Genomic DNA, 24,923 nt, shown 5'->3' with positions numbered 1-24,923 from the left:
GACTTTGATACGATGGCGGACGGAAGTCGTGTCCTGCAGATGGGGGACGGCTACATCAATGGATGCCGTGTGCTCGTTGCGTATGACTTTGCAGGTGTCGGCTCCAATGGGGCGGGGCGGTTTGACATCCTTGAGAGCACGGGAAGCCGCAGTCTCTATCTCACATGGGACATTCGCCATGCGGACACGGACAGCATCAAGCTGAACGACCATCAGATGCTGCACCGCACGGCCCCCCATTCAACGAATCGATTGCGGGCATCCACCTCGGCATGACCTTGGCAGAGGTGACGGCGACCCTCGGCGCGCCTACGCAGGCAGGAAATCTGAATTGCTATGTGAGTACATACGGCTGGTACTATGCGCCCCTGCGCATTGCCGTCACGTTTGACGCGGATACCGTCACCGCATCCTTCTGCTGAAGGGTAGCCGCGTGATCCTGGAGCGTTCGGGGCTGAACTGCGAGAATGCGCCGTATCAGTTCGCACAGGCGTACCATATGAAGCACGTTCCGCACATCAACGATGACGATCGATATTCCGATCGTGGGAACTATGCCATCGGCGGTGAGGAGCACCTCTTCTTCGGTAACCGCATGGAGTACATTATGTTGAGCAAGTATTGGAACAGAGGGCATAGCAAAGCCTGTCTCTGCAAATGTAGGGGCGAGATTTTTGTTTTGTGTTATCAATGTGAGTTCAGGATGCATAAGATGACGTAAATCTTCCCCGAATTTCTAGCAGCCGATGCCTACATCTGTACGGCGGTTTTTCTTTATGTTATAATCGGATTAAGGAAGATGGTTTCATAGAGAGAGTGACGGTAGCGGTATGGCAAAGAATACAGATCTGAATAAGGCGGCAAAAGCGAAGAAGGATGAATTCTATACGCAGCTTTCAGATATTGAAAAGGAGTTGTGCAATTATCGTACGTATTTTGCAGGAAAGGTTGTTTTCTGTAACTGTGATGATCCCTATGAAAGTGCATTTTTCAAGTATTTTGCAATGAATTTCAATGCTCTTTACTTGAAAAAGCTCATTGCGACTTGTTATCAAACCTCTCCTCTGCGCGGCACGGAACTCCAATACTATGAGGAGGGAGGGCAGCAGGGGTTTGCCTCCTTTGTGGATGCCGTATCACCAAAAGATATTTCACGTAGAACCTATAAAATTGAAATCACAGAGGTCAAGGATGAGAATAAGGACGGTAGGGTTGATCTCGCAGATGTGGAGTATCTGATTAAAAATAAGAAAAATACACTCACACTACTCAATGGCGACGGGGACTTTAGAAGTGCGGAGTGTCTGGAACTCCTGCAGGAAGCCGATGTCGTTGTAACGAATCCGCCATTTTCCCTGTTTCGTGAGTTTATTGCTCAGCTTGTCACATATGAGAAGGATTTTCTCATCATTGGAAATATCAATGCGATCACTTATAAGGAAGTGTTTCCACTGATCATGCAGAACAGACTGTGGCTGGGTGCGTCGATCCACAGCGGCGATCGGGAGTTCCGTGTGCCGGACAGTTATCCGCTCAATGCTGCGGGATGTCGGGTTGACGATCATGGAAGAAAATATATCCGTGTCAAGGGGGTGCGTTGGTTCACAAATATTGACTATGATGCGCGACATGAGGATCTGATCCTCTACAAGCATTATACGCCGGAGGAGTACCCGCGCTATGATAATTATGATGCGATTGAGGTAGGAAAAACGGCAGATATTCCATGTGATTATTTCGAGCACATGGGTGTCCCGATTACCTATATGGATAAATACAATCCCGATCAATTTGAGATCATTGGTGCGGACTATCAGGTGGCGGAGCCTGTCGTATTATACAATGGAAAACGAGGGACGGGACGATTTTATTTAGCAGAGGGGGTTGACAAGAATGCTGTAAATGCGCATGATTCGACAGACAGACAGACAGACAGACAGACAGACAGACAGACAGACAGACAGACAGACAGACAGACAGACAGACAGACAGACAGACAGACAGACAGACAGACAGACAGACAGACAGACAGACAGACAGACAGAATGTTGCGGAGATTATACAGCCGCATCATCATCCGTCGGAAGGTGTAACGGTATCATGGGCGTCCCGATCTCCTTCCTTGATAAATATAATCCCGATCAATTCGAGATCCTTGGAGCAAGCGAGAGCGAGGGAAAGGGATTCTCACATGGAATCTGGGATTCCACAAGCGGTGTTGCACAGCCGCTCCTGCACGGCGAACGGAAGTATAAGCGTCTCTTTATCCGATACAGGATGTAATGGCATCATGGGCGTTCCCATTACATTTCTCGACAAATACAATCCCGATCAGTTTGAGATTATCGGCATGGCAAAGCGCGGTGCTGGCGATCCTGCGCTGCGCTCCAAGGTATATACCAAGGCTGACTATCCCAACTATAGTGACCTCAATGCAACGCCGGTGCTGATCGGAGCAAATGGCATACCAAAAAACACATATCCACGTATTCTGATTCGTAGAAGGATGGTATCATCATGAAGATTGAGCTGCAAAAAATCCCTGTTCGAGCCGTCGTGGAGGGATACCTTGACAGCGCGGAGAACGGCGTTGTGGGATATGGCGGAAAACTCAACATCCGACCGGCATTTCAACGTGAATTTATCTATAAGGATAAACAGCGCGATGAAGTAATTCATACGATCAAGAAAAATTTCCCCCTGAATGTCATGTACTGGGTCAAAAGCGGAGGGGAGCATTTTGAGCTTCTGGACGGCCAGCAGCGCACGATCAGCATTTGTCAGTACGTTCATGGAGACTTTTCGATTGAGCACAGAGCGTTCCACAATCTGACTGCTGAGGAGAAACAGCAGATACTGGACTATCCTCTCATGGTCTACATCTGCGAAGGGACGGATCGGGAAAAGCTGGATTGGTTCAAGATCATCAACATTGCCGGTGAGCAGTTGACGGCACAGGAACTGCGCAACGCAATCTATACGGGAGAGTGGCTTGCCGAGGCGAAAAAACGCTTCAGTAAACCCCTGTGTCCTGCACATCAGCTTGCCAAGGACTATTTAAGCGGTTCGGCGATCCGCCAAAATTACTTGGAGACGGCGCTCCGATGGATTGCGGCGCGAGATGATATTGAGATCGAGGACTATATGGCACAGCACCAGCATGATACGAATTGCAGTGATTTGTGGCTTTACTTCAAAGGTGTTGTGGATTGGGTACAGGTTACGTTCCCGCAGTATCGCAAAGAAATGAAGGGCTTGGAGTGGGGAATCCTTTACAATAGGTATAAAGACGGGAAATATGACCCGAAAACACTGGAAGCACGCGTTGCCGCACTGATGGAGGACGATGATGTCACGAAGAAGTCCGGTGTATATGAGTACGTGCTCGGCGGTGCGGAGAAATGTCTGAGTATACGAGCGTTTTCTTCGAGTATGTCCCGTGCAGCATATCAGCGACAAAAGGGAATCTGTCCAAAATGTGGGAAACAATTTCAAATAGAGGAGATGCAGGCGGATCATATCACGCCGTGGAGCAAGGGCGGGAAAACAACCCCAGAGAACTGCCAGATGCTCTGTGCGCCATGCAATCGAAGGAAGAGTAATGTGTGAGTGATGGAAATAGGGAGACGATAGTATCCTATCAATCTTAGAAGATATCCGAAATATAGCGGATGAGATAAACAGCCGTCCTCGCCGAGTTCTTGGCTATTAAACACCAGCATAACGGTTTAATACCTTCTTGGGTGAAGTATACGCTATTGAAACATTCCTTAACTTGCTCTTGCAATTCACGAGAAAATCGAATGATGTATTTTCTCCCTTTTTGGAAATCTATATCACCTTTTTCACCAGATGCTGCTCAACCGCATGATGACGTGATGTGTATATGCAACATGCCTGTCCCTCTGTGGGGCAGGTTTTTTCTCTTGCTGCGGAATATGCTATAATAGGAGAAAAGCAAAGAGAGTGTTTCTCAGACTGTACGCGGCAAAGGAGGTGCATCATGCAGCGGCGATACATTTTTGCGGGACTGGTGCTTGCTTTGTTGGTCGGTGTATTCTTCTCCCTCCGCGCCGAGCAGCGGGCGCTGATCGACTTCGAGCAGGTGGAGCCGATCCCGGGGTACAAGATGGAGATGCGCGAGACGCCGCTGCGGGTGGCGATGATCTCTGTGCTGAACCACGCGCGCACGGAGGGGTATCAGAGCCAAATGGTGCGCAGTCTCGGGCGGCTGCTCGGGCGGCCGGTGCTGCTCCTGCACCGTCGCAGCTACGCCGAGATCAATCAGCTGCTGGCGAAGGGGGATGCGGATGTGGCGTTCCTGTCGAGCGGTGCGTATATGGTGTATGGGAAAAAGGAGGATGTGCGTCTCTTGGCGATGCCGGAGCGTGGCGGAACGAACTACTATTTCTCGTATGTGATTGTCCCGCGTGCGAGCAGCGTTACCTCGCTCACGGAGCTGCGCGGGCGGCGGTTCGTCTATGTGGACCCGATGAGCTACTCGGGCTATCTTGAGCTGCGTGCACATCTGCGGAAAATGGGCGAGGATCCCGAGCGGTTCTTTCGCTCCTCTTACTTTACCTACAGCCACGACGACTCGCTGTGTGCGGTGGCGGACAGCCTGGTGGATGGCGGCGTGATTGCGAGCCTGACGTATGACTACTATCAGGAGTATGCGCCCGCGATGCTGGAGCAGGTGCGGATCGTACAGGTGCTGCCGGGGAGCGGGATGGGGCCTGTGGTGGCGCGGCGCGATCTGAGGGAGGCGGATGCGGTGCAGGAGATCCTGCTGCATCTGGACAGAGATCCGGAGGCAAAGGAGGCGATGGAGCAGCTGCTCATCGACCGTTTCGTGCCGCCGCAGCCGGAACTCTATCCGCGGTTCTCGCCGGAAGAGGGGATCTGATGCAGTATTTTGCAAAGCTCCGCATTGCGGGCAAGCTGACGGTGATCGTGATGGGGATTGTGCTGCTCTTCGCCATTCTCTCGGGTGCGCTCATGCTCGTCACGCTGTCTGACATCATGCGTGCGTCACTGGAGCGGCGCGGGCTGAGTGTGGCGGCAGAGGTGGCGGAGCTCAGCAGCGACGCGTTGCAGACGGGCAATCTCTTTGCGCTCGAGGAGCTGATCCACACAGAGAAGCGCAACAATGACTTTGTATCGTATATCTTTCTGCTGGACACGGACGGACGTGTGATGGCACATACCTTTACGAAGGGAATGCCGCTGCATCTGCGCGAGCTGCACGGGGCGGGCGGCGCAGAGCCGGAGGTGCTGCGCGTGGACACGAGCCTCGGGAAGATCCAGGACATCCGCTGGCCCATCGAGGGCGGTGCGCTCGGCGCGGTTCGCGTCGGTGTGAGCGAGGATGCGCTGCGGGAGCTGTTGGTCTCCAATGTACTGAAAATGCTCGGAATAACGCTGGTCATCCTGCTCCTCGCGGCGGTGCTGATCTTTCGCCTGTCGGAGATCCTGACGCGTCCGCTTCATCATCTGATGGAACGTGCGGAGCATATCTCCAAGGGGCATTTCTCGGGGCGTGCGATCACGTTTCCCGCGACGGATGAGATCGGGCGTCTGGCGAATGCGATGAACGATATGGAGCGGCATCTGCGCGAGGGTGCGCAGGAGCGCAGTCGTCTCCTGCGGCACATCATCACGGCGCAGGAGGAGGAGCGCAAGCGGATTGCAATGGAGCTGCACGACGAGAGCGGGCAGACGCTGACGGCACTGCTCTTTTCCCTGCGTGCGCTCGCGAACGAGACGGATGATGAAAATATGCAGAAGGCACTGCTTGCGATTCGTGACGAGACGGCGGATACGCTCGCGCGGCTGCGCAGTCTCGCAGTGGAGCTGCGCCCGCCGGCACTGGATGAGCTGGGGATCGAGGCGGCACTTGAGAAGCTGGTCGCGGACTATCGGCGCAAGCACGCGGTGGGCATCGAGCTCGTCTGCGCGGTCGAGACGGTACCCGGTGACGTGGAGAGTGTGGCAGTCTATCGGATTGTGCAGGAGTGCCTGACGAACATCGTGCGGCATTCCCACGCGACGCGGGCACTGATCCGGCTGACCGCAGGTGCGCGCATCGTGCTCTATGTCAAGGACAACGGCATCGGGATCACACAGGAGCGCATCCGTGCGGCACGGCGGGAGAAGCATCTGGGGATCTATGGGATCGCGGAGCGCGTGCGCCTGCTCGCGGGGCGGATGGAGCTCTCTGCAGAGCTGCCGGAGTGGACGACGGTCTATCGCATTGAGCTGCGCGGAAGGGGGCTGACGGATGAATCTGATGATTGTGGATGACCATTTGCTGATCCGCGCGGGGATCAAGCTGCTGCTCAAAAACACGTCCGCCTATACGGTGACGGCGGAGGCGGAGAGCGGCGAGGAGGCACTGCGGCTGCTGGCACAGCAGCCGATCGACCTCGTGATCATGGACATCTCGATGCCGGGGATGGGCGGGCTCGCCTGCATCCGCGAGATCCGCGCGCACTATCCTGCGGTGAAGATTCTCGTGCTGAGCATGCACGAGGATGAGGAGTATATCTACAAGGCGATGCAGTACGGGGCGATGGGCTATCTGCCCAAGACCTCGGCGGATAACGAGCTGTTCGATGCGCTGCAGGTACTTTCGCAGGGGCGGCGTTACCTCAGTCCGAACGCGCAGCAGTCACTCATGGATATCATGTTCCGTCCCGCAGAGGAGGCGGCGGATGATCCGCGCAGCGTGCTCACGGCGCGGGAGCGAGAGGTCTTTGACGAGCTGATCCACGGGTATACGATCACGGAGATTGCCGAGCAGCTGCATCTCAGTGTCAAGACAGTGGACACACATAAGAAACATATCTACGAGAAACTCCACTGCAGTCGGCGCAGCGAGCTTGTCACGCTCGCCCTGCGGAATGGGCTTTTGCAGTAGCGAGCCGAGACATATCAAAAGAACCCCACATCAGATTTTTTCTGATGTGGGGTTCTGTATTTCTGATGGAAAAATGGGGAGAAATCCGAGGGAAAAACAGAACTTTGCCGATGGTCGGGCAATGCTGCATTCGCTATACTGCAGACAGCATAAAATTTCACAAAGGAGATGAATTCATATGTCAATTTTTTCACCGGCACCGCACATTGAGCGGCTGCCCGCCGACCAGATTGACGAGCGGTACAAGTCACTCCGACGGCAGGTCTTTCTCGGGACGTTCATCGGGTATGCGACCTTCTATCTGATTCGCAAGAACTTCAGTCTCGCGATGCCCTACATGATTCAGGACTACGGCTACTCCAAGGCGGATCTTGGTATCGTCCTGACCATGCTTTCGGTTGCATACGGCGTGAGCAAGTTCGTCATGGGCAACATCTCGGATCGCTCGAATCCAAAGTATTTTGCCACGCTGGGCCTCCTGCTCAGTGCGCTCGTGACGCTCGCGTTCGGCGTCGTGCCGGGGGTTATGACGAGCATTCCGATCATGTGCGCCCTGAGCTTCATGAACGGATGGTTCCAGGGGATGGGCTACCCGCCGTATGCAAAGTCCATGGTGACGTGGTTCTCCCAGACCGAGCGCGGCGCGTGGTGGTCGTGGTGGAACGTCTCGCATAACCTCGGCGGCGGGTTGATCGCACCGCTGGCGACGGCAGGCATTGCACTCTTTGGCACATGGAACAGTATCTTCTTCTTCCCTGCGCTGATCTCCATCGTCCTTGCCTTCATCACTTTCTTCCTCCTGCGCGACACGCCGCAGTCCTGCGGTCTGCCGCCGATCGAGGAGTACAAGCACGACTACCCGAAGGAGCACGGTGCCGTCATGGAAAAGCAGATGACGGCAAAGGAAGTTCTGATGAAGTACATCATCAAGAACAAGCTGCTCTGGTATCTGGCGATCGCGAATATCTTCGTCTATTTTATCCGTTACGGCGTCGTCGATTGGGCGCCGACGTATCTCGCGGCGGTCAAGGGCTTCTCCAAAGAGAGCTCGCGCTGGGCATACTTCCTCTATGAGTGGGCGGGCATCCCGGGCATGCTCGTGAGCGGCTACCTCAGTGACCGCGTATTCCGCGGACGGCGTGCGCCCGCAACGATGATCTTTATGACGTTCGTCATCGTCGCGATCCTTGTCTACTGGTTCAACCCGCCCGGCAATGTCCTCGTGGACAACCTCGCACTGATTGCCATTGGCTTCCTCATCTACGGGCCGGTCATGATGATCGGACTGCAGGCGGCGGACATGGTGCCGCGTGTCGCAACGGGCGGCGCGACCGGCCTTACGGGCCTCATGGGCTACATCGTCGGCTCCGCGTTCGCGGGCGTCTACATGGGTTTCGTCGTTGACCACTTCGGCTGGACGGGCGGCTTCATCAGCCTCCTCGCTTCCTGTGTCCTCTCGATCTTCTTCCTGTTTATGACCATGGGCGGGAAGAAAAGAACAGAATAAAGGAATCGTTACATTCCCACATAAAAATCCCGCCGCGTTCGGAATGCTCCGAATGCGGCGGGATTTTGTGTGTATTTAGGAATCGCTGATAAAATGAAGTTGGTCAGATTGGCGCAGATTTTTGTCCTGTCAGGGAAGCTGCTGCCGGTGCAGCGGCAGCGATGAGAGTGACTGACTTGTCGAGAGGCTGCTCAGTGATAAGAGATTACATTTCCATGAATAAGGTGATGGGGAAAAAAGGCTACCGCGTCGCTCAAGCTGCTGCGTCATGTCCCTTATGTATGCTTTATCAGTGCTTCCTCAGATCACCGCAGATTCCTGTGATGCACATTTACCGCTGGCAGGTAGACCTTCCGGCAGAGCAGGGCGGCGACGAGTGCGATGGCCGCGCCGATGTAGCCGATGTGGGCGATGTGGTCAGCCCCCGCTGCCAGCCCGCCGATGTACGTTCCGCTGCCGATGCCGAGGTTGAAGATCCCCGAGTAGATCGCCGTCGCGACCGTCGATGCGTCGCGCGGGACCGAGGTGAGCACCTCCGCCTGGAACATCGTATTGTAGAGCGTTGCGAGCACGCCGAGCACCATCGTGAGTACGATCATCGTGCCGACGGATATGGATGCCGCCTGCCAGAGAAAGAGCATGACGGCGACCCCGACCAGGCACCAGCGCAGCAGGGAGAAACGGCACCTGCCGTACATGCGCGAGAACACCAGGCTCGCGATGATGCCGCTCACCCCGAGCAGCATGAGTGCCGCCGTAATGAGATCGGGCGAGAACGACGCGACCGTGTGCAGGAACGGCTCGATGTAGCTGTACATCGTGAAATACGCCGTCGCAAAGAGCGCCGTCATGACGTAGATGCACGCGAGCGCAGGCTGACGCACGAGCGACGGCAGCTCGCGGACACTGACCCCCGCCCCCGGCGTGCGCTGCGGCAGGAGAATCGCGAGATAGACGAACGCGGCAGCGGCGACCACGGCGAGCAGGAGGAACGTCATGCGCCACCCTGCGGCGAGACCGATCACGCGGCCGAGCGGGAGCCCGACAATCGTCGCGACCGAGCTGCCCGTCACGATCATACCGAGTGCCGTCGGCTGATGCTCGCGCGTCACGAGACGCGTTGCGAGCGGCGCGGCGATCGACCAGAAAATCGAGTGCGCGCAGGCGACGACAATACGCGCCACGAGCAGCATATCATAGCTTGTCGCGATCCCTGAGATCATCTGCCCGATACCGAAGAGCGCCACCATCAGGAGCAGCAACTTCTTCAGCTCCATCCGGCAGGTCAGCAGCATCAGCGGCAGCGACAGCAGGGCCACCACCCACGCGTAGATCGTGATCATCTGCCCCGTCGCCGCCTCCGTCATGGAGAACGACTCGGAGATATCGATGAGCAGCGCGATCGGCATAAACTCCGACGTGTTGAAGATAAAGGCCGTAATCGTGATTCCAAACAGCATCATGTACTGGCGCGACAGCATCGTCATAGTGCATCCCTCCCTATCTGTGTTTTCCTTGTGTGACAGTATCCACATTGTAGAGAAAAATAAAAAAAATGCAAGGGGGGAAACGCCCTTTTTTGCGGATTTTCCGCGATCTGTATAAAACTGTAAAATTGTGATAATGGCGCGCGTATTTTACCTGTGTTATAATGATGATATAATTTAAATATAGGAAGCACTGATAAATTCGGCACGACCATCTTGACGCATCTTTTTTGCCCACTTATCGTTAGCAAATCCTCCACAGAGCCTCTGCTATGCGTCCGGTTTGCTGCCTCAATCGGAAAAATCTACGCCAATCTGGCATATCTCATTTTATCAGCGATTTCTTAATTGAATTGATCAGAAAACCGGTAGAGTGACACGGAGTCAATCGAGGTGGATATGAGAGAAGATAGGCGAATCATCTTCGCTTTTATGATTTAGCTGTAGTGTTGTCGGCCCATCAACTATTGAGGCCACTATGTACCGAATGGTCGGCACAATCGTGTAAGAGAATGGCGGATACGCCGCTTCCTACGCGATCATATTTCGTTGAGATTGTAGTTTTTCAGTTACGAGGATGAATGATGGCTGTAAAAGTATCAGTATATGGATCGGATAAGGAGTCCGATGAATATATAGGCGCTCTGAAATTGAAAAAAATAATCCAGGATGGGATGCCAGCCTCCGCAATGGGGGAGATAGTTCTTTTTGCCAGTGCTACGCTTTACGGGCAAACCGTCAAGGATATTGATCTTTTTTTGCTTGGCAATTTAACTAATTATTATGTGGATGGAGAATTTGTTGTTGAAAAAGAAGAACAGAAAAGAATACGCGAAAAAGTAGATGTGCATAGTTTTTGTACTGCAATCGAAATTAAACGTCATGACATTTCTGGTATCGTATTACAAGGAACGGATTTTTATGTTAAATATGGAAACAAATTGCATTGTGTAACAAACCAGTCAAACAAGCAGAAAATTTCAGCAAAAGCATTTTTTGAAAGTGCGTTATCATTTTCTCCGTTTGTTACAAACCTTATCTGGTTTACACAGGCTACATCAAATGATATTAATAGACTGCTCACCAACGGGAGAGGAAAGCTTCCATCGAATGTTTTAGGGGCAGATTTTGACTTCAAGACGTTGATTCGATTATTGTTTCTTCAGAAGCCGCCATTCAGGACACGGTCTGGTTATGTTTTTGATTCGAACTATGAATCTCGCAATGTGGCGGATTTCCATAGGGCATTGATGCTGTTTTCAAGATCAAAGGAGCAGATGGGGGAGCTTACAAGGCGTCGAATAGAAAGGCTAACGACTCAGTCGCTCTCTGGTAGATTACTGATTGATTCTAAAGGGAAGCTGTCGATTTATAGAGGAAGAGCAGGTACCGGAAAAACGGTAAGACTTATACAAACAGCAATCAAGCTGGTGGATGAAGAACAAGTGCGAGTGCTTATCCTGACATATAATAGAGCTTTGGTTTCAGACATAAGACGATTGTTTGCACTGGCGGAACTCCCAGATATGTTTGAGGAAAACTGCGTCACTATCAATACGATGCAGTCGTTTTTCTTTCAGCTTGCGAATAACTTGCTTTATGATGGACGTATGCTCGGGGATGAGTTTTTAGAAAAGTATGATTCTATATTGAGGGAGATGAATGTGTTCCTGTCAGATGATGATGCTATTGGTCTAGCCAAGGAATCTATGGCAGCGGATCAGACGCTTGACTGGGATTATGTACTAATAGATGAAGCACAGGATTGGAAGGCGAGTGAAAGAGATGTTGTCCTGAAACTCTTTGAAAAGGGGAAAACGATCATCGCCGATGGAGGAAACCAATTTGTCAGAAGAGGGCAAATGTGTGATTGGGCTACGGTAAGGGATCGGAACAATATCAAGCTAAAGTATTGTCTGCGACAAAAAGAAAACATCGTGTCTTTTTTAAATGAATATACGCAGCACGTTGATATGCCTAGTGAGAAAATCATATCAAATGGCAAGATGCCTGGTGGAAAAATCATTATCATTTCAGATAATATGCTCTTTGATGTGCACAAGAGGGAAATGGATTCTTTGATTAGGTGTGGTAACATTGCATACGACATGCTTTATTTTGCGCCTCATTCACTCGTAAAAAGGAGCAATGGTGAGTCGCAGTTTGCTTTAATTAGGGAATTTGAGCGACACAATATATTTTTTTGGGATGGAACAAACAGCAGCAATAGAGGAAACTATAGCACGGCAAGCGATGAGGTAAGAGTACTTCAGTATGATTCGGCACGAGGACTCGAGGGATGGACCGTTGTATGCATGGATTTTGATGTTTTTCTTGAAGAAAAGTTGGCAGAGTATATTGAGGGTGAGGTTGACTCGCTGTTATTAGAGAGCCCCGAGGAAAAGAAAAGAAAGTATATATATAATTGGGCGATGATACCTTTCACAAGAGCAATTGACACTCTCGTCATTACGATAAAGGATAAAGAATCATCGACAGGAAAATTATTGAAAGAAATAGCTAACGAATGCAGAGACTATGTCTCCTGGATGTAATCAGACGGGATGATTGAATGAATGAGCAGCTTATTATCGACATGGCTCGACCGTATGTTAAGGACGGTTTTATTACCTATGAAGAGTTTGATTATATATATGAGATACTTTCTCTAAAAGAAAAATATGCTGTAGTAGATATTTTATACAATAACGGCATTGATCTTATAGACGCTGACGAGCAGGATGAGGATGCTGATGATAAGTTTGAAGTTCTTTATGACGATGGACTCTTTAAAGATACGGGATTTAAGGCCCAAAATCCAAAACCTGTTGTTGTCAATGAGGTTGTAAAGCAATCAAATGAAATCTTATGCGCGATGATCCAACAGGGGAATTTGCAAGCGGAGCAGGATTTGTGTGTGAAAAACAAAAAGCTTGTAGATAAGTATGCTTTGGGATATGAAAAGCGATACCGACATAGGCTTGATTTTGATGATATTGAACAGGCTGGCTTTATAGGGCTTATAACGGCGGCAAAAAAATTCGACATCAGCATGGGGTATTCTTTTAGTACGTATGCAGTATGGTGGATAAAACAGGCAATTACAAGGGAAATAATGGATCATGGATTTGTGATTAGAATACCTGTTCATATGATGGAGCAGATAATCAAGGTTGCAGGTGTAGAGAACATGTTTAGTGAACTGAATCGAGAGGAACGCATCGTAAAAGTAATGGATGAAACTGGTTATAAAGAGGAACGGGTAAGAGAATGCATGATGTTGAAGGAATATGTGCTTACTTATTCCTCCTTAAATGTAACGGTAGGGGAAGATGAAACTGTTGAACTGGGAGAATTCCTTTCAGATGATGGTGCCATTTCAATTGAGGAGATGATTGAGAATAAGGAATTACGGAGAATGTTGGATGATGTTCTGAATACTCTTACAGAAAAAGAAAAAAAGGTTATTAAACTTAGATTCGGTCTTGAGGATAACCGACAGTGGACATTAGAAGAAGTGGGAAAGCTGTTTAATGTTACGAGGGAGCGTATTCGACAGATAGAATCAAAAGCGTTAAGGAAGTTACGCCATCCATCGAGATTGCATAATATAAAAAGTTTCCTAGAGTAAAGGAGATTAGAGATGAGCGGGTCAATAATTATTAACCAAATAAAAGATAAGATGAGTACATTGAATATTGACGATAAATCTGTTGTCGTTCTGAAGGGGATTCCTGTTTCTGCTGTTGATCCAGAGGTAGACAAAATTGTTTTATCTGATGTAGTGAGTGATAAGATGGGCTACTTTATGTCTATCTACGGCAAAAGAAAGTTCTTGTCATACGAAGAATTTCTCTTAATATCAGATTTTGCTATCGCACAATATAAAGAGATTATTATCTTGAAGAATAATCTTTATATGGATTTGTATCCAGTAGAGAACTGCTTTACAGATGATGTAAAAAACAGTTTACTTGCGCACTTTGGAGAATCCAAAGTCGATGAAGATGATGAAACTTATATTGGAGATATTGATGAATATATTGCAATATTTGATGGAATCAAAGAATATAATGGCTATCTTCTCGGGGCCTACAATGAACCTTCGTCTTTGAAGAGTAATAAAGTAGTTCATAAAAATGTTTTTGATCAAAAGAAATTTGATATAACATCAGCGCCGGATAATGCATCGTTGGAAATGGACTTAATCGAGGAGAGTGATTATATTGATTTGGTGAAAAGAGTGTTTTCGGAGCCTGATGAGCTGTATATCAGAATATCTAACTATACGGGAAATATGAATCGGCTTAAGGATCATATTGCCCTTTTAGCATATTACTGGAAGGATTATACCGAGATATTCTATATTCAATCGCAAACTGTAACAGATGAATTTGACCATCGAGATGAGTATGGAGATATTTTAAGGAAGTATTGGGGCTATGATTCATATCGAACTTTGCCCGTATATGATATGGTTAAAATTGAACAAGGAGAAAAGTCTGTTATCAATGTATCTCAGGAGTGCATTATATCTAATCTTGTAGAACAGGTTGAAAACTGTGATGAAGATAAGGATTTTAGAGATGTATTTGTTACCGCACCTACTGGGGCTGGGAAGTCGGTAATGTTTCAGGTTCCGGCAATATATCTTGCAGAAAAATTTAATTTGTTGACTATAGTAATATCCCCACTGATCGGTCTTATGAACGACCAAGTGAAGAACCTTGAAATGAGAAGTTATAGGCATGCAAAGACCATAAATTCTGATATTTCGCCGATTATTAAGCAGGATATCATTGATAAGGTGGCAGACAGTCAGTATCACATATTATACATCTCTCCGGAAACACTCCTCAGTAGAAGTGATGTGGAGCAGCTTATTGGAGATCGCACAATAGGGATGATTGTTATCGATGAGGCGCATATTGTCACCACATGGGGCAAGCAGTTCAGACCAGATTATTGGTATCTAGGCGATCATATTAAAAAGTTACGAAAGAAGCAGATTGAGAACAAACAACGATCGTTTGTTGTTGCTACGTTTACAGCTACAGCAATTTATCGCGGTCCTGAGGATATGTACACAGAGACGATAAATAGTCTCCATATGCTGAATCCAATCACTTATCTTGGCTATGTTAAACGAGGGGATATTGATATTGTCATAGATCAGAAAAAGAAAGCTAAGGGAGAGCGTGCAGAGTATGAGTTAGATAAGTTTGAGCAGATCGAGTCTGTCTTAAAACGGGCGATACTCACAAATAAGAAAACGCTTATCTATTTCCCGACGGTAGCACTCATTGATAGATGTTATGAGTTTTTACGAAACAAGCATGAGGTCGAGCACATTGCCGTATATCATGGTTCTATGACGAAAGATAAAAAGCAGGAGAACTACGAGAATTTTTACGAAAAGAAAAAGCTGGTAATGCTCGCAACTAAAGCATTCGGTATGGGAATAGATATTAATGACATAGAATTAGTTGTTCATTTTGCACCGACGGGTAATGTATGCGACTATGTCCAGGAAATTGGACGTGGAGCGAGACGGGAGGATTTAAGAGGGGAAGCTTATTACAATTACAACCGGAGAGACTTCAAATACATAAACATGCTGCACGGCTTGTCTGCTATCCAGGATTATCAGTTGGTTAAGGTTGTAGAAAAGATAAATGAGCTTTATCAGAAGCATAGACAGAGTAATCGTCAAGATATGACAAAAAAGAGGAATACTATGCTTCTGGATGCCGAGAGTTTTTCATATATTTTCAGGTCTCCCATCAGTGATGAAGATGAAAATATTAATAAGGTAAAGACTGCTCTTTTGCTTATACAGAAAGACTTCGAGTCGAAAATCGGATTTTCTCCCGTGACGGTAAGACCGATTCCTATGTTCTCGGTAGGCTTTTTTGAGATTGATCCTAAAATACAGGATAAAATACGCAAAAAGTATCGTAATGATGTGCTAGAGGAGATCGAGTCCAAAAGACATATATGTCGGGTTAGACTAGGTTCTATATGGGATAAGGGCTACAAAACATTATCCTTTCCAAAGTTTAAGTTTTTGTTGTACTCAAAAAAGGGCGAGGAGTTGGATTTTGTAAATGATTACCCTATGACGCCTGCGTTATGTGTTGATGTGATATTCGACAATGACTATGTAAGTACATTTAAGAATGTATGGAGGGCGATTCAGAAGTTCATATTTAAGAAGGTACAATCCAATGAGTTTACATCGATGAAAAAGATTGCTGATGAAATAAAAAAGAAGTGCCATTTTAGTGAGTACAAGGCAAGGACGATAAGCGAAACTCTTATAGCCTCTATGGACTCTTACCGTAAAAATTTTGCAAAGACGCAGACACCGATTGCGAGGGAGAGAACAACCTCTGATGGTAGTTCCTATCAGTTCAATGTTGCTGTAAATTCATATTTCTCGTGGGTAGAAAAAGGGTTTGATAACATTGACCGGGAAACGACGGCTGGAAAGTTATATCTCATCAACGATACAAAAAATCGGACGAAAGAATACAGTGTAATACTTGGCATACTTGAAGCTTTGGATTGTTTGACTTTTGAAATGCTCGGCGGAGCTAACAGTCAGCTTTATATTTATGTAAACCAGGTGCAGGCATTGATTAACATCACAAATGCACCCCATAGCTATCACAACAGACTGCTTGATATGGTAGCAGAAAGACACCTGATCTCGGTGAAGATGCTGACCTATATTTATGAGGGCGGATTCTCAAATGATGAGATGTGGAATATTATTGAGGACTATTTCCTTGGGAAGATTCCGGAAAAGGTTGAAAGGGAGTGTAAAAAAGAGAAACCAGATATGGTTTTTGATTAACGCTAAGTGAGGCATGCTTCTCCTTCGTATTTAGCGATATCCTAAACATACAGAAACTGCGTGGCTGATCTTTCATCTATTCCCCGAGGGGGTGATGCCGCACACCATCGTGGCTGAACTGACAGGATGGGGGATCAAAGGCACATCTACTTCGTCGCGGAGACGAAGGGGACGCTCTCATCGCTCCAGCTCCGCCCCATCGAGGAGGCAAAGATCGCCTGCGCAAAGAAACTGTTCGCGTCGCTGCACAGCGACTGCGTGATCTATGAGCATGTGAATGATTTCCAGACGCTGCTTAACCGCGTGATGCGGTGAGGGGGGTGTGATTCCTTTAAGGAGGCCATACGATGCTGGGAGCGATCATTGGCGATATTGTCGGCTCGCGGTTTGAGTTCGACAATCACCGCAGCAAGGACTTTGAGCTTTTTGCGGAGGGCTGTTTTGCGACGGATGACAGCATTATGACGCTGTCCGTGGCGAAGGCGATCATGGAGACGCAGAGGGAGGCAGCGGACACATCTGCAGCGGATGTCGCGGGGCTCTCGGATGCGGCAGAGGCGGAGGAGGCGTTTTATGCGCGCCTGCGCGCGAATGCGGTGCACTGGATGCGGAGCATCGGGCGGCACTATCCTGACTGCGGCTATGGCGGGCGGTTCTACTGGTGGATGTTTATCACCGATAACCCTGCGCCCTACGACAGCTTCGGCAACGGTGCGGCGATGCGCGTCAGTCCCGCGGGATTTGCCGCGCGCAGCATGGAGGAGGCCATCGCCCTCGCCAAGGCGGTGACGGAGGTCACGCACAACCACCCCGAGGGGATCAAGGGCGCGGAGGCGACTGCCGTCGCCGTCTATATGGCGCGGACGGGGTGCACGCAGCAGGAGATCGCCGCCCATATCGTGGAGCACTACTACGCGCTCGACTTTACCATTGACGGGATTCGGGAGGACTATATTTTTAACGAGACCTGCCAGCATACTGTGCCGCAGGCGATTGAGTGTTTCCTCGAGTCATGCTCCTTTGAGGATGCCATCCGCACGGCGATCTCACTCGGCGGGGACAGTGACACCATTGCTGCGATTGCGGGCGCGATCGCTGAGGCGTACTACGGCATCCCCGGCGCGATCCGCACGCAGGCACTCTCCTATCTCGATGACCGCCTCCGTCCCATCTATGATGAATGGGAGGCGCGCTATAGGATGGAGCAGAGAGCGCACTGAGAGCTGAGAGAACAGAAAAGCTCCCGCGCGCCGACAGCGGCGGGAGCATCAGAAAATGGAGGGCATACAATGAAGAAGGCAATCGTCGTTGTGGATATGCAGAACGACTTCGTGGGCGGCGCACTCGGCACGGCGGAGGCACAGGCAATGCTGCCGCGCATGGTGGAGAAGCTGACGGCGGCGCGTGCGGCGGGGACGGAACTCGTCTTTACCATGGATACGCACGGCGCGGACTATCTCGCGACCCAGGAGGGGGAGCATCTGCCTGTTCCGCACTGCATTCGCGGCACGGCGGGCTGGGCGATCGTGGAGGAACTCCGCTCCTTCGCCGATGCGGCGGCCGCCGTGATCGAAAAGCCCACGTTCGGCGCGACGGCACTCCCCGCCGCCCTCGCGGACTACGATGCGATCGAGTTCGTCGGGCTCTGCACGGATATCTGCGTCATCTCGAACGCCCTCCTCGTGAAGGCGTTCTACCCCGAAAAGCGCATCAGTGTCGACGCCGCCTGCTGTGCGGGTGTCACGCCCGAGAGTCATACGACCGCGCTCAACGCGATGCGGGCGTGCCAAATCGAGGTGCGCGGCTGATTTTATTTCGTTGATACATTCCCAAGCAGCGGATCGGGAGGTGCCGTGGATACGGTATTCCCTGATCCGCTGTTTACTTATACTCTGGAGCACATTTCCTAAAATCAAAAGAAGGAAAATAAAAGAGAAATGCCGAATAAATTAAAAGTGAATAGTCGGTATGTTTTGTTTAATACAAAATAGAGATCGAATAAGGAAGATGTGGTGATAGGAGGTCTGCGCACCATCATTTTTATGACAGCATTATGCTTCTTCGGGATGGTGAGTGTTCCTGCCTTTGCCGGTGCGCCGCTCAATGATCTGTCTGACTATGCGGCCTTTGGTGAGGTGCGCCGCAGTGACGGCGTTGTCGTCAAGTATCCCGCGCCGTATGAGTATTTTGCTTATATGCACAACATATTCGCTCGTCAATTATTACAGCAATATCAATAAGATGAGCGGCATCGTATCGATATGTTTTATTCGGAGACGGACAGGAAGCTGCAGCGCTTCGCGGGACTGAGCGCGGCCTATCAGCGCGGGATGCTGTATTTTATGGAATTCCCACAGAAAAACAACGGCATCTACCTCAGTACCAATGCGGAGGGCAACATTGACGCTCTGCTGATCGAGGTCAGTTATGATACCGGTGCAGGGCCTGCCTTCGTTGAAAATGAGATCCTCATCTCGTTCGTCAGTGCGCTGCTCGCGGCGGACATGCCGGCTCTGCGCACGGCTGCTGCCCCTGTCATCAACGGGCAAAAGGCCTATGTTGATATTTGGACAACCCCATTGAGAACGATGATGGGACAAAGCGGCGAGGGCTTTTATGTTCGCGTCATGAGCCTGCCGAACGATCAGCCGTTCTGCCGCATTGCCATCTTTCGTCCTTGACTGCATCGGGGGACTGTCATCCATCGGACATTGTATGCGTAAAGGAGGTCAGCAAATATGAAAATCCTGCAAAAAATCGCTGCTGTGTTTGTGTTTTGTTCTGCGGTTTTATTTGCATCCTCTGCCGATGCAAGAGTCGTGCAGATCTGCGACATGGGTGCATATGCACTTTATAACGAAGGCAATGCAGTCCTTGCGGCACTTGACCGTCCGTATCGTTTGACCGAGCTGACTCACATTGGCCGAGTTTCCAAAGACAGTGACTATGATCTGTACCTTTCATCCATCGGGGCAAAAGGAGAGGCCGCGGTTGTTTCGTTTTTCTGCAATGACAGAGGCTTTGTTTCCAAGGTCATCATCATGGCAGACGGAAATAAACCGAATACTGTTCCCTATGTTGGAAGTGCTCTTGCCTCGCTGCTGATCGCCATGGGTGTATCTCACGATGAGTTTAACGTGTTGGCAAAGAAGAGTCCGCTCGTCGGCAATGGAACCTATGACACCGTATGGGCGCGTGCACTGGGACGGCGTATTATCCAGGAGATGCATGGTGATACTGATGCAAAAGGGAACCTGATCATTACGGTGCGTCTGACGGCGGAAGACAGTTGATCTGTCCCGTGCAGATGGGACATCGGGCAGGAGTGAGGCGGCAGTGTCCGCTTTTGCGGCCTGTGGTTTGTTCGTTTATATTTCGCAGTAAGAAAGGGATGGTGATGTCTATGTGCAACGGGAAGAATGTATTCGCAGTCATGCTTGCGCTTCTGATCGGACTTGTCATCGCAGGTGGGCCGGCGCGTGCAGATGCCGCGACGATCTACATTTATCAAGGCAAGGGCGTTGGCGTGATGGCGGATACGACCTCGCGCTGGTTTGATGGGAATGCAGGTGGTGTTGCCTGTACCTTTGAGCGTGAGCATACAGGTGTCTTGACGTATCGCTTTACGCGCACAGCAAACGGATGGGAGTATGAGACGTTCGGCACCAGACCATCTTACTACGATGCAAAGCCGATCATAAACGCCATCCTCAACTATATTGTGACGGGGAATACCACGCAGGAATACAACCCGTCATAAATTGCAAGCCGCATAATCGAAATTGTTCTGCCCCCCATAGCTGCGCAGCAATGGGGGATTTATGCTGTTCAGGGGGCATAGACCGTGATGCAGGAATGTGAGATCCAATGAGGGATCATGGATGTGAGTACATTTCGCACAGCAAAAAAGAGCCGTCAGTATGACGGCTCTTGTATTTCTCTGGAGCGGGCGATGGGAGTCGAACCCACCTCTAAAGCTTGGGAAGCTTTCATTCTACCGATGAACTACGCCCGCAGTGGTTGCTATAATAGCAGATTTGGAACTGTTTGTCAAATGCGCCTCACTCCTCGGGCAGGAGCATGGCGAGGTCGGGCATGAGCTTTGTGATGTCACGGACGAAGACGCGCAGGACGCTCGTCATGACCTCGGGGTCGAACGCATCGGGGTTGTGCGGGACGACGACGTCGGCGTGGATGGCGGTATCGGAGGTGAGGTAGAACTTGATGAGGCGGCTGTCCTGATTCTGCCGCATGAGCCAGCCCGTGAGCAGCATGGCGTTCGTGTCGTCGACGGCGTTCTGCGCAAGACGGACGCGGATGGTCGCATAGGCCGTGCTGTCGATGATGACGGCGATGGGCAGGCGCCGCTCCTCTGCCGCAATCTCGCTTTCAAAGACGGTGGTGTCGCGGTCGTCGCCCAATTCGCGGACAGAAAAACCGGTGATGTCTTCCTTTTTGATATATTTCTCGAATGCCTTGGCCGCTTTGATCACGACCAATCACCTCCTAGTATGTTATTCCTCTTCGTATGCAAATTGATCCGTATCCGCATGATAGGCGAGCCGATACCGAACGGCAGGCCTGCCTGTGTCGGTATAGAGCTCGCGGCCGAATGCGAGCGCGATGTACGGATGGTCCGCGCTGTGCTGCACGGATCCGATATAGACTTGAAAATCGTCAGGGATCGGATTGTAGTAGTCGCTGCTGTCGACGTAGATGCGCCAGGCACCGTCCGCCGGCGACTTTCCGACGATAACGCCGCGCCCCGAGGCGGGCGGAGCACCCGGCGGACGCCAGCCGGCACGTGTGTTGATGCTGCAGTAAAAGAACAAATGCCCGTCACTCATAAACGCCCCTGCAGAGCCGAGCCCCAGACGCGATGCCGGTGCACTAAAGTGAAAGACGTTCTGCTTGCCCTCCCACAGGGTAAAATGCAGCTGCGTACCCATCTGTGCGAGCGTTGCCTTGATCTCTGTACCGCCGACCTGATAGTAGGCGCGGCGGACATCGCTGCCCTGCTCCGTGCGCAGGGGCTTTATGATCAGCTGGGCGCCGGAGACGGGCGGCAGTGCCGCGGATGCGGTCACAGCAGCAGTGAGCACGGCGATGGATAGGATCAGCAGGAGGAACATCTGATATTTTTTCATAACCGTTCTCCGCCATCTTCTAACGATATTTTATTATAGCATAGCGCGCGGAAAAGGGAAAGAGAAAAGAAGTGCCCGGCAGGAGACATATTGTGTGAATCTCCACAGAAAACAAAAGTTTTATAAAAAGAGGATTTTTGCGGCAGCGCGCGAACTTCTAATATAAGAGACGCACGAGAGAGAAAGGGCTGTAAAAATGAAATCTTTGCGGAGTAAATTCATGCTGGCGCTGATGGCGCCGGTGATTGCGCTGTCGGTGCTCATCATCGCGCTGCTGCTCATCATGGCAGATATGCGTGGTCGCCACATGCAGGAGCAATTCCGTACGATGCTGTACACGGACTACGACAATATGATCGGCGTCGCGACGGAGCTCGCACGCAGTGAGGTGCAGAGCGCCTACGATATGTACCGGGACGGACGGCTGACGGAGGATGAGGCAAAGGCAGAGGCGATTGCCCGTGTGAAAAAGCTGCGCTATGGAGCAGACGGCAGCGGATATTTCTGGATTGACGACACAGACTGCCGGCTGATCGCGCATCCATTTTTGGAAAACAAGGAGGGCACGGACCGCAGAGACGACCGTGACCCCGACGGCAACTATGTCATCCGCAATCTCATCACCGCGGCGAACGATGGGAGTGGATACAGTAATTTTATGTGGGAAAAGCCGGAGGACGTCGGGACGGGGAAGCTCTCACCGAAACGTGCCTACTCGCTGAAGTTCGCCCCGTGGAACTGGGTGATCTCGACGGGCAACTACGTGGACAACATCGATGCATATCTTGCGGAGCGCAGTGAGGAAAGCCGTGCAGCGACGCATGAGGAACTGGAACTCTCCATCCTCTGCATTGTGGCTGCACTTGCCCTCTGTGCGGTATTGGCACTCAAGGTCAGCGGCAGCGTGACACGTCCTGTCGTTGATATGGTGCGTGCATTCTCGAAGAATGAGGCGGGCAAGATAAAGATCCACCGCGTGGAGACCAGCAGCGCTGACGAGGTGGGCGTTCTCGCAGGCACGATGAATGACTTCGGTGAACAGATTAAGTCGATGGTTGCCTCACTCGGGAAGCGTGCTTCCGATCTGAGCACGATGTCGGGGACACTCAGCACGTCGAGTAAGAATGTACTCAGTGCCGGCGAGGAGCTGAGCCGCACCATCGAAAACATCGCGAACGGCTCGACCGATCAGGCAATGCATACGCAGACGATCAGTGACAACATCCAGTCGATCGAGCACTCTCTCCAGAAAAATGAGGACCTGCTTCGCGATCTGAAAGAGGTGAGCACGCGTGTCGCCGAGGAAAAGGAGCACGGCACGGCTGTGGTGCATGACCTCCTGCAGGAGACGGAGCAGGCAAACGCCAACGTCACGGCAATTACGCGCCTCGTCAATGAAAACAACGAGAGTGCCGGCAAGATCGGCGAGGCGAGTACGATGATCGAGTCCATTGCCGAGCAGACGCGCTTGCTCGCACTGAACGCTGCCATCGAGGCGGCGCGTGCCGGAGAGACGGGGCGCGGATTTGCTGTGGTTGCCGATGAGATCCGCAAGCTCGCCGATCAGTCGAGCAGCTTTACAAAAGATATCAAGGAAATCATCACAGAACTGACGCACAACTCGGAGAACGCCGTTGCGGGGATACAGAATGTGGAGCGCACAGTGGCCGTCCAGACGGAGGCGATCAACTCGACGCGCAGCAACTACATGAGCATCGCATCCTCCATCGAGCGCCTCGAGTGCGCAACAGCGTCACTAGAGGCATCGATGTCGGCCATCTTTGCCAATGTCAGAGAGATCACGCCGCTCGTCACCTCACTCGCGGACGGGGCGCAGAACAGTGCCGCGAGCACCGAGGAAATGGCGGCGAGCATCCAGCAGCAGACGAGTGACATCAACGGCATGGCGGATGTAGCGCGTGAACTCGCCGAGGCGGTGCGCATCATCCATGGACAGATCGAGGCCTTTGACGTATAATCGTCATGGCGTTTGTCCATCATAAACGGGGCTGCGGTACGAATGTTTCGATTCGTACCGCAGCCCCGTCTCTGTCTTTTCGCAGTGCCAAGCTCCCTATAGGATGAGGGCTGTGTTCCTCCTCAGTGATGGAAGAGGCGGATGTGGGTCATTGCCATAGCAATACCGTATTTGTCGCAGGTCGCGATGACGTTGTCGTCGCGGATCGAGCCGCCGCTCTGCGCGATGTAGGAGACGCCGCTCTGATGAGCACGCTCCACGTTGTCGCCGAACGGGAAGAACGCGTCCGAGCCGAGCGCGACACCCGTGACCGTGCGGAGGTAGGCGCGTTTCTCCTCGCGTGTAAAGGGCGCGGGTTTTTCGGTAAAGAGCCGCTGCCAGTCCGCCGCGAGCAGGGCGTAGTCGTCCTCGTCGCCCGCGACGTAGACGTCGATCGCGTTGTCGCGGTCGGGACGGCGCACATCGTCACGGAATGGGAGTGTGAGCACCTGCGGGCTATGGCGCAGCTGCCAGATATCCGCCTTGTTTCCTGCGAGGCGCGTGCAGTGGACGCGCGACTGCTGTCCCGCGCCGACGCCGATCGCCTGTCCGTCCATCGTGTAGCAGACGGAGTTCGACTGCGTGTATTTCAGCGTGATGAGTGCGAGCAGGAGGTCGCGGCGGGCGGCAGCGGGGATGTCCTTGTTCGCCGTCGGGCGATCCGTGAGACAGTCCTCCGTGATCTTCACATCGTTGCGCTGCTGCTCGAACGTGACGCCGTACACGTCCTTGCGCTCGATGGCGGGCGGCGTATAGTTTTCATCCATCTGAAGAACGAGATAGCTGCCCTTGCGCTTGGACTTCAGAATCTCCAGGGCCTTCTCCGTATAGCCCGGCGCGATGATGCCGTCGGAGACCTCGCCGCGCAGGAACTCTGCAAGACTCTCGTCGCAGACATCGGAGACGGCGGCAAAGTCGCCGTAGGAGCTCATGCGGTCCGCGCCGCGCGCCCGCACATAGGCGCAGGCAACGGGCGAGAGCGCGCGC

General features: G+C 51.3%; 25 protein-coding genes and 1 tRNA gene. 21 read left to right on the top strand and 5 right to left on the bottom strand.

Translation table 11 applies throughout. The features are described from left to right. Nucleotides 1-12: 12 nt before the first annotated feature. The 10 genes from HMPREF0908_RS11105 (at nt 13) to glpT (ending at nt 8,426) form a co-directional block, all read left to right on the top strand. A complete protein-coding gene (locus tag HMPREF0908_RS11105; RefSeq protein ID WP_006690711.1) occupies nt 13-276 on the top strand; it encodes a hypothetical protein in 264 nt (87 codons plus the stop codon). Further along, nucleotides 273-422 (top strand): hypothetical protein, encoded by a 150-nt coding sequence (locus HMPREF0908_RS11100; RefSeq protein ID WP_211204792.1) that lies wholly within the window; start codon nt 273-275, stop codon nt 420-422. Before HMPREF0908_RS11105 ends, HMPREF0908_RS11100 begins: the two co-directional genes overlap by 4 nt. A 408-nt stretch (nt 423-830) precedes the next feature. Beyond that, entirely contained in the window at nt 831-2,093 is a 1,263-nt protein-coding gene (locus HMPREF0908_RS06720; protein ID WP_006690709.1) for an adenine-specific methyltransferase EcoRI family protein, read from the top strand. 7 nt (nt 2,094-2,100) lie between these two features. Then, nucleotides 2,101-2,283 (top strand): adenine-specific methyltransferase EcoRI family protein, encoded by a 183-nt coding sequence (locus tag HMPREF0908_RS11435; RefSeq protein ID WP_006690708.1) that lies wholly within the window; start codon nt 2,101-2,103, stop codon nt 2,281-2,283. Between the two features lie 7 nt (nt 2,284-2,290). Continuing rightward, complete coding sequence (locus HMPREF0908_RS06710) at nt 2,291-2,521, top strand: adenine-specific methyltransferase EcoRI family protein (RefSeq protein WP_006690707.1); 231 nt, start codon at nt 2,291-2,293, stop codon at nt 2,519-2,521. Further along, entirely contained in the window at nt 2,518-3,609 is a 1,092-nt protein-coding gene (locus tag HMPREF0908_RS06705; RefSeq protein WP_006690706.1) for a GmrSD restriction endonuclease domain-containing protein, read from the top strand. The genes HMPREF0908_RS06710 and HMPREF0908_RS06705 overlap by 4 nt, the downstream gene beginning before the upstream one ends. Nucleotides 3,610-4,003: 394 nt before the next feature. Then, nucleotides 4,004-4,906: a substrate-binding domain-containing protein gene (locus HMPREF0908_RS06700; protein WP_006690705.1), complete on the top strand. Its 903-nt coding sequence runs from the start codon at nt 4,004-4,006 to the stop codon at nt 4,904-4,906. Then, the gene (locus HMPREF0908_RS06695; protein ID WP_006690704.1) at nt 4,906-6,303 is read left to right on the top strand and encodes a HAMP domain-containing sensor histidine kinase; all 1,398 of its coding nucleotides are present in this window, start codon (nt 4,906-4,908) and stop codon (nt 6,301-6,303) included. Before HMPREF0908_RS06700 ends, HMPREF0908_RS06695 begins: the two co-directional genes overlap by 1 nt. Continuing rightward, nucleotides 6,281-6,919 carry a response regulator gene (locus tag HMPREF0908_RS06690; protein ID WP_040572564.1) on the top strand — a complete coding sequence of 213 codons (639 nt, stop codon included), beginning with the start codon at nt 6,281-6,283 and terminating at the stop codon, nt 6,917-6,919. Before HMPREF0908_RS06695 ends, HMPREF0908_RS06690 begins: the two co-directional genes overlap by 23 nt. A 178-nt stretch (nt 6,920-7,097) precedes the next feature. Continuing rightward, nucleotides 7,098-8,426, top strand: coding sequence for a glycerol-3-phosphate transporter (gene glpT, locus HMPREF0908_RS06685; RefSeq protein WP_006690701.1), 1,329 nt, complete (start codon nt 7,098-7,100; stop codon nt 8,424-8,426). A 305-nt stretch (nt 8,427-8,731) separates the two neighbouring features. On the opposite strand, the gene HMPREF0908_RS06680 is transcribed toward glpT, so the two are convergent. Continuing rightward, nucleotides 8,732-9,913, bottom strand: a complete 1,182-nt coding sequence (locus HMPREF0908_RS06680) for an MFS transporter (protein WP_040572563.1) — start codon at nt 9,911-9,913, stop codon at nt 8,732-8,734. A gap of 584 nt (nt 9,914-10,497) precedes the next feature. Here HMPREF0908_RS06680 and HMPREF0908_RS06675 point away from each other — a divergent pair. The 10 genes from HMPREF0908_RS06675 to HMPREF0908_RS06630 all read left to right on the top strand — a co-directional run bounded on the left by HMPREF0908_RS06675 (nt 10,498) and on the right by HMPREF0908_RS06630 (nt 20,532). Beyond that, nucleotides 10,498-12,468, top strand: coding sequence for a DEAD/DEAH box helicase (locus HMPREF0908_RS06675; RefSeq protein ID WP_040572562.1), 1,971 nt, complete (start codon nt 10,498-10,500; stop codon nt 12,466-12,468). A 17-nt stretch (nt 12,469-12,485) separates the two neighbouring features. After that, nucleotides 12,486-13,544 carry a sigma-70 family RNA polymerase sigma factor gene (locus tag HMPREF0908_RS06670; RefSeq protein WP_006690698.1) on the top strand — a complete coding sequence of 353 codons (1,059 nt, stop codon included), beginning with the start codon at nt 12,486-12,488 and terminating at the stop codon, nt 13,542-13,544. 60 nt (nt 13,545-13,604) lie between these two features. After that, nucleotides 13,605-16,772, top strand: a complete 3,168-nt coding sequence (locus HMPREF0908_RS06665; protein ID WP_169304138.1) for a DEAD/DEAH box helicase — start codon at nt 13,605-13,607, stop codon at nt 16,770-16,772. Between the two features lie 126 nt (nt 16,773-16,898). Then, nucleotides 16,899-17,087, top strand: coding sequence for a restriction endonuclease (locus HMPREF0908_RS06660; RefSeq protein ID WP_006690696.1), 189 nt, complete (start codon nt 16,899-16,901; stop codon nt 17,085-17,087). Between the two features lie 32 nt (nt 17,088-17,119). Further along, complete coding sequence (locus tag HMPREF0908_RS06655) at nt 17,120-17,992, top strand: ADP-ribosylglycohydrolase family protein (RefSeq protein ID WP_006690695.1); 873 nt, start codon at nt 17,120-17,122, stop codon at nt 17,990-17,992. Nucleotides 17,993-18,061: 69 nt separating this feature from the next. Next, nucleotides 18,062-18,580: a cysteine hydrolase family protein gene (locus HMPREF0908_RS06650; RefSeq protein ID WP_006690694.1), complete on the top strand. Its 519-nt coding sequence runs from the start codon at nt 18,062-18,064 to the stop codon at nt 18,578-18,580. 234 nt (nt 18,581-18,814) lie between these two features. Further along, the gene (locus HMPREF0908_RS06645) at nt 18,815-19,012 is read left to right on the top strand and encodes a hypothetical protein (RefSeq protein ID WP_169304137.1); all 198 of its coding nucleotides are present in this window, start codon (nt 18,815-18,817) and stop codon (nt 19,010-19,012) included. Nucleotides 19,013-19,033: 21 nt separating this feature from the next. Beyond that, nucleotides 19,034-19,453 carry a hypothetical protein gene (locus HMPREF0908_RS06640; RefSeq protein WP_006690692.1) on the top strand — a complete coding sequence of 140 codons (420 nt, stop codon included), beginning with the start codon at nt 19,034-19,036 and terminating at the stop codon, nt 19,451-19,453. A 57-nt stretch (nt 19,454-19,510) separates the two neighbouring features. Further along, complete coding sequence (locus HMPREF0908_RS06635; protein WP_006690691.1) at nt 19,511-20,065, top strand: hypothetical protein; 555 nt, start codon at nt 19,511-19,513, stop codon at nt 20,063-20,065. A 104-nt stretch (nt 20,066-20,169) separates the two neighbouring features. Next, nucleotides 20,170-20,532: a hypothetical protein gene (locus tag HMPREF0908_RS06630; RefSeq protein ID WP_245522926.1), complete on the top strand. Its 363-nt coding sequence runs from the start codon at nt 20,170-20,172 to the stop codon at nt 20,530-20,532. Nucleotides 20,533-20,713: 181 nt separating this feature from the next. On the opposite strand, the gene HMPREF0908_RS06625 is transcribed toward HMPREF0908_RS06630, so the two are convergent. The 3 genes from HMPREF0908_RS06625 to HMPREF0908_RS06615 all read right to left on the bottom strand — a co-directional run bounded on the left by HMPREF0908_RS06625 (nt 20,714) and on the right by HMPREF0908_RS06615 (nt 21,919). After that, a tRNA-Gly gene (locus HMPREF0908_RS06625) sits at nt 20,714-20,787 on the bottom strand. Between the two features lie 46 nt (nt 20,788-20,833). Further along, a complete protein-coding gene (locus HMPREF0908_RS06620; protein ID WP_006690689.1) occupies nt 20,834-21,265 on the bottom strand; it encodes a hypothetical protein in 432 nt (143 codons plus the stop codon). A 21-nt stretch (nt 21,266-21,286) separates the two neighbouring features. Beyond that, nucleotides 21,287-21,919, bottom strand: a complete 633-nt coding sequence (locus HMPREF0908_RS06615) for a hypothetical protein (protein ID WP_006690688.1) — start codon at nt 21,917-21,919, stop codon at nt 21,287-21,289. 220 nt (nt 21,920-22,139) lie between these two features. Here HMPREF0908_RS06615 and HMPREF0908_RS10835 point away from each other — a divergent pair, with 220 nt between their 5' ends. After that, nucleotides 22,140-23,897, top strand: coding sequence for a methyl-accepting chemotaxis protein (locus tag HMPREF0908_RS10835; RefSeq protein WP_169304136.1), 1,758 nt, complete (start codon nt 22,140-22,142; stop codon nt 23,895-23,897). Nucleotides 23,898-24,019: 122 nt separating this feature from the next. Here the strand turns inward: HMPREF0908_RS10835 and HMPREF0908_RS06605 are convergent. After that, nucleotides 24,020-24,923 (bottom strand): phosphoribosylaminoimidazolecarboxamide formyltransferase (locus tag HMPREF0908_RS06605; RefSeq protein WP_006690686.1); only part of this gene is annotated, 904 nt, incomplete at its 5' end.

Source organism: Centipeda flueggei ATCC 43531 (genome assembly GCF_000160695.1).
Taxonomy (GTDB): domain Bacteria; phylum Bacillota; class Negativicutes; order Selenomonadales; family Selenomonadaceae; genus Centipeda; species Centipeda flueggei.
The sequence above is the reverse complement of the archived record's forward strand: the minus strand, read 5'-3'. Positions and strand labels throughout refer to the sequence as shown.

What these genes read in the sequence shown, in the direction of transcription:
- HMPREF0908_RS11105 (WP_006690711.1), top strand. Translation starts at nt 13, where the DNA reads ATGGCGGACGGAAGTCGTGTCCTGCAGATGGGGGACGGCTACATCAAT.
- HMPREF0908_RS11100 (WP_211204792.1), top strand. Translation starts at nt 273, where the DNA reads ATGACCTTGGCAGAGGTGACGGCGACCCTCGGCGCGCCTACGCAGGCA.
- HMPREF0908_RS06720 (WP_006690709.1), top strand. Translation starts at nt 831, where the DNA reads ATGGCAAAGAATACAGATCTGAATAAGGCGGCAAAAGCGAAGAAGGAT.
- HMPREF0908_RS11435 (WP_006690708.1), top strand. Translation starts at nt 2,101, where the DNA reads ATGGGCGTCCCGATCTCCTTCCTTGATAAATATAATCCCGATCAATTC.
- HMPREF0908_RS06710 (WP_006690707.1), top strand. Translation starts at nt 2,291, where the DNA reads ATGGGCGTTCCCATTACATTTCTCGACAAATACAATCCCGATCAGTTT.
- HMPREF0908_RS06705 (WP_006690706.1), top strand. Translation starts at nt 2,518, where the DNA reads ATGAAGATTGAGCTGCAAAAAATCCCTGTTCGAGCCGTCGTGGAGGGA.
- HMPREF0908_RS06700 (WP_006690705.1), top strand. Translation starts at nt 4,004, where the DNA reads ATGCAGCGGCGATACATTTTTGCGGGACTGGTGCTTGCTTTGTTGGTC.
- HMPREF0908_RS06695 (WP_006690704.1), top strand. Translation starts at nt 4,906, where the DNA reads ATGCAGTATTTTGCAAAGCTCCGCATTGCGGGCAAGCTGACGGTGATC.
- HMPREF0908_RS06690 (WP_040572564.1), top strand. Translation starts at nt 6,281, where the DNA reads ATGAATCTGATGATTGTGGATGACCATTTGCTGATCCGCGCGGGGATC.
- glpT (WP_006690701.1), top strand. Translation starts at nt 7,098, where the DNA reads ATGTCAATTTTTTCACCGGCACCGCACATTGAGCGGCTGCCCGCCGAC.
- HMPREF0908_RS06680 (WP_040572563.1), bottom strand. Translation starts at nt 9,913, where the DNA reads ATGACGATGCTGTCGCGCCAGTACATGATGCTGTTTGGAATCACGATT.
- HMPREF0908_RS06675 (WP_040572562.1), top strand. Translation starts at nt 10,498, where the DNA reads ATGGCTGTAAAAGTATCAGTATATGGATCGGATAAGGAGTCCGATGAA.
- HMPREF0908_RS06670 (WP_006690698.1), top strand. Translation starts at nt 12,486, where the DNA reads ATGAATGAGCAGCTTATTATCGACATGGCTCGACCGTATGTTAAGGAC.
- HMPREF0908_RS06660 (WP_006690696.1), top strand. Translation starts at nt 16,899, where the DNA reads ATGGGGGATCAAAGGCACATCTACTTCGTCGCGGAGACGAAGGGGACG.
- HMPREF0908_RS06655 (WP_006690695.1), top strand. Translation starts at nt 17,120, where the DNA reads ATGCTGGGAGCGATCATTGGCGATATTGTCGGCTCGCGGTTTGAGTTC.
- HMPREF0908_RS06650 (WP_006690694.1), top strand. Translation starts at nt 18,062, where the DNA reads ATGAAGAAGGCAATCGTCGTTGTGGATATGCAGAACGACTTCGTGGGC.
- HMPREF0908_RS06645 (WP_169304137.1), top strand. Translation starts at nt 18,815, where the DNA reads ATGACAGCATTATGCTTCTTCGGGATGGTGAGTGTTCCTGCCTTTGCC.
- HMPREF0908_RS06640 (WP_006690692.1), top strand. Translation starts at nt 19,034, where the DNA reads ATGTTTTATTCGGAGACGGACAGGAAGCTGCAGCGCTTCGCGGGACTG.
- HMPREF0908_RS06635 (WP_006690691.1), top strand. Translation starts at nt 19,511, where the DNA reads ATGAAAATCCTGCAAAAAATCGCTGCTGTGTTTGTGTTTTGTTCTGCG.
- HMPREF0908_RS06630 (WP_245522926.1), top strand. Translation starts at nt 20,170, where the DNA reads ATGTCTATGTGCAACGGGAAGAATGTATTCGCAGTCATGCTTGCGCTT.
- HMPREF0908_RS06615 (WP_006690688.1), bottom strand. Translation starts at nt 21,919, where the DNA reads ATGAAAAAATATCAGATGTTCCTCCTGCTGATCCTATCCATCGCCGTG.
- HMPREF0908_RS10835 (WP_169304136.1), top strand. Translation starts at nt 22,140, where the DNA reads ATGCTGGCGCTGATGGCGCCGGTGATTGCGCTGTCGGTGCTCATCATC.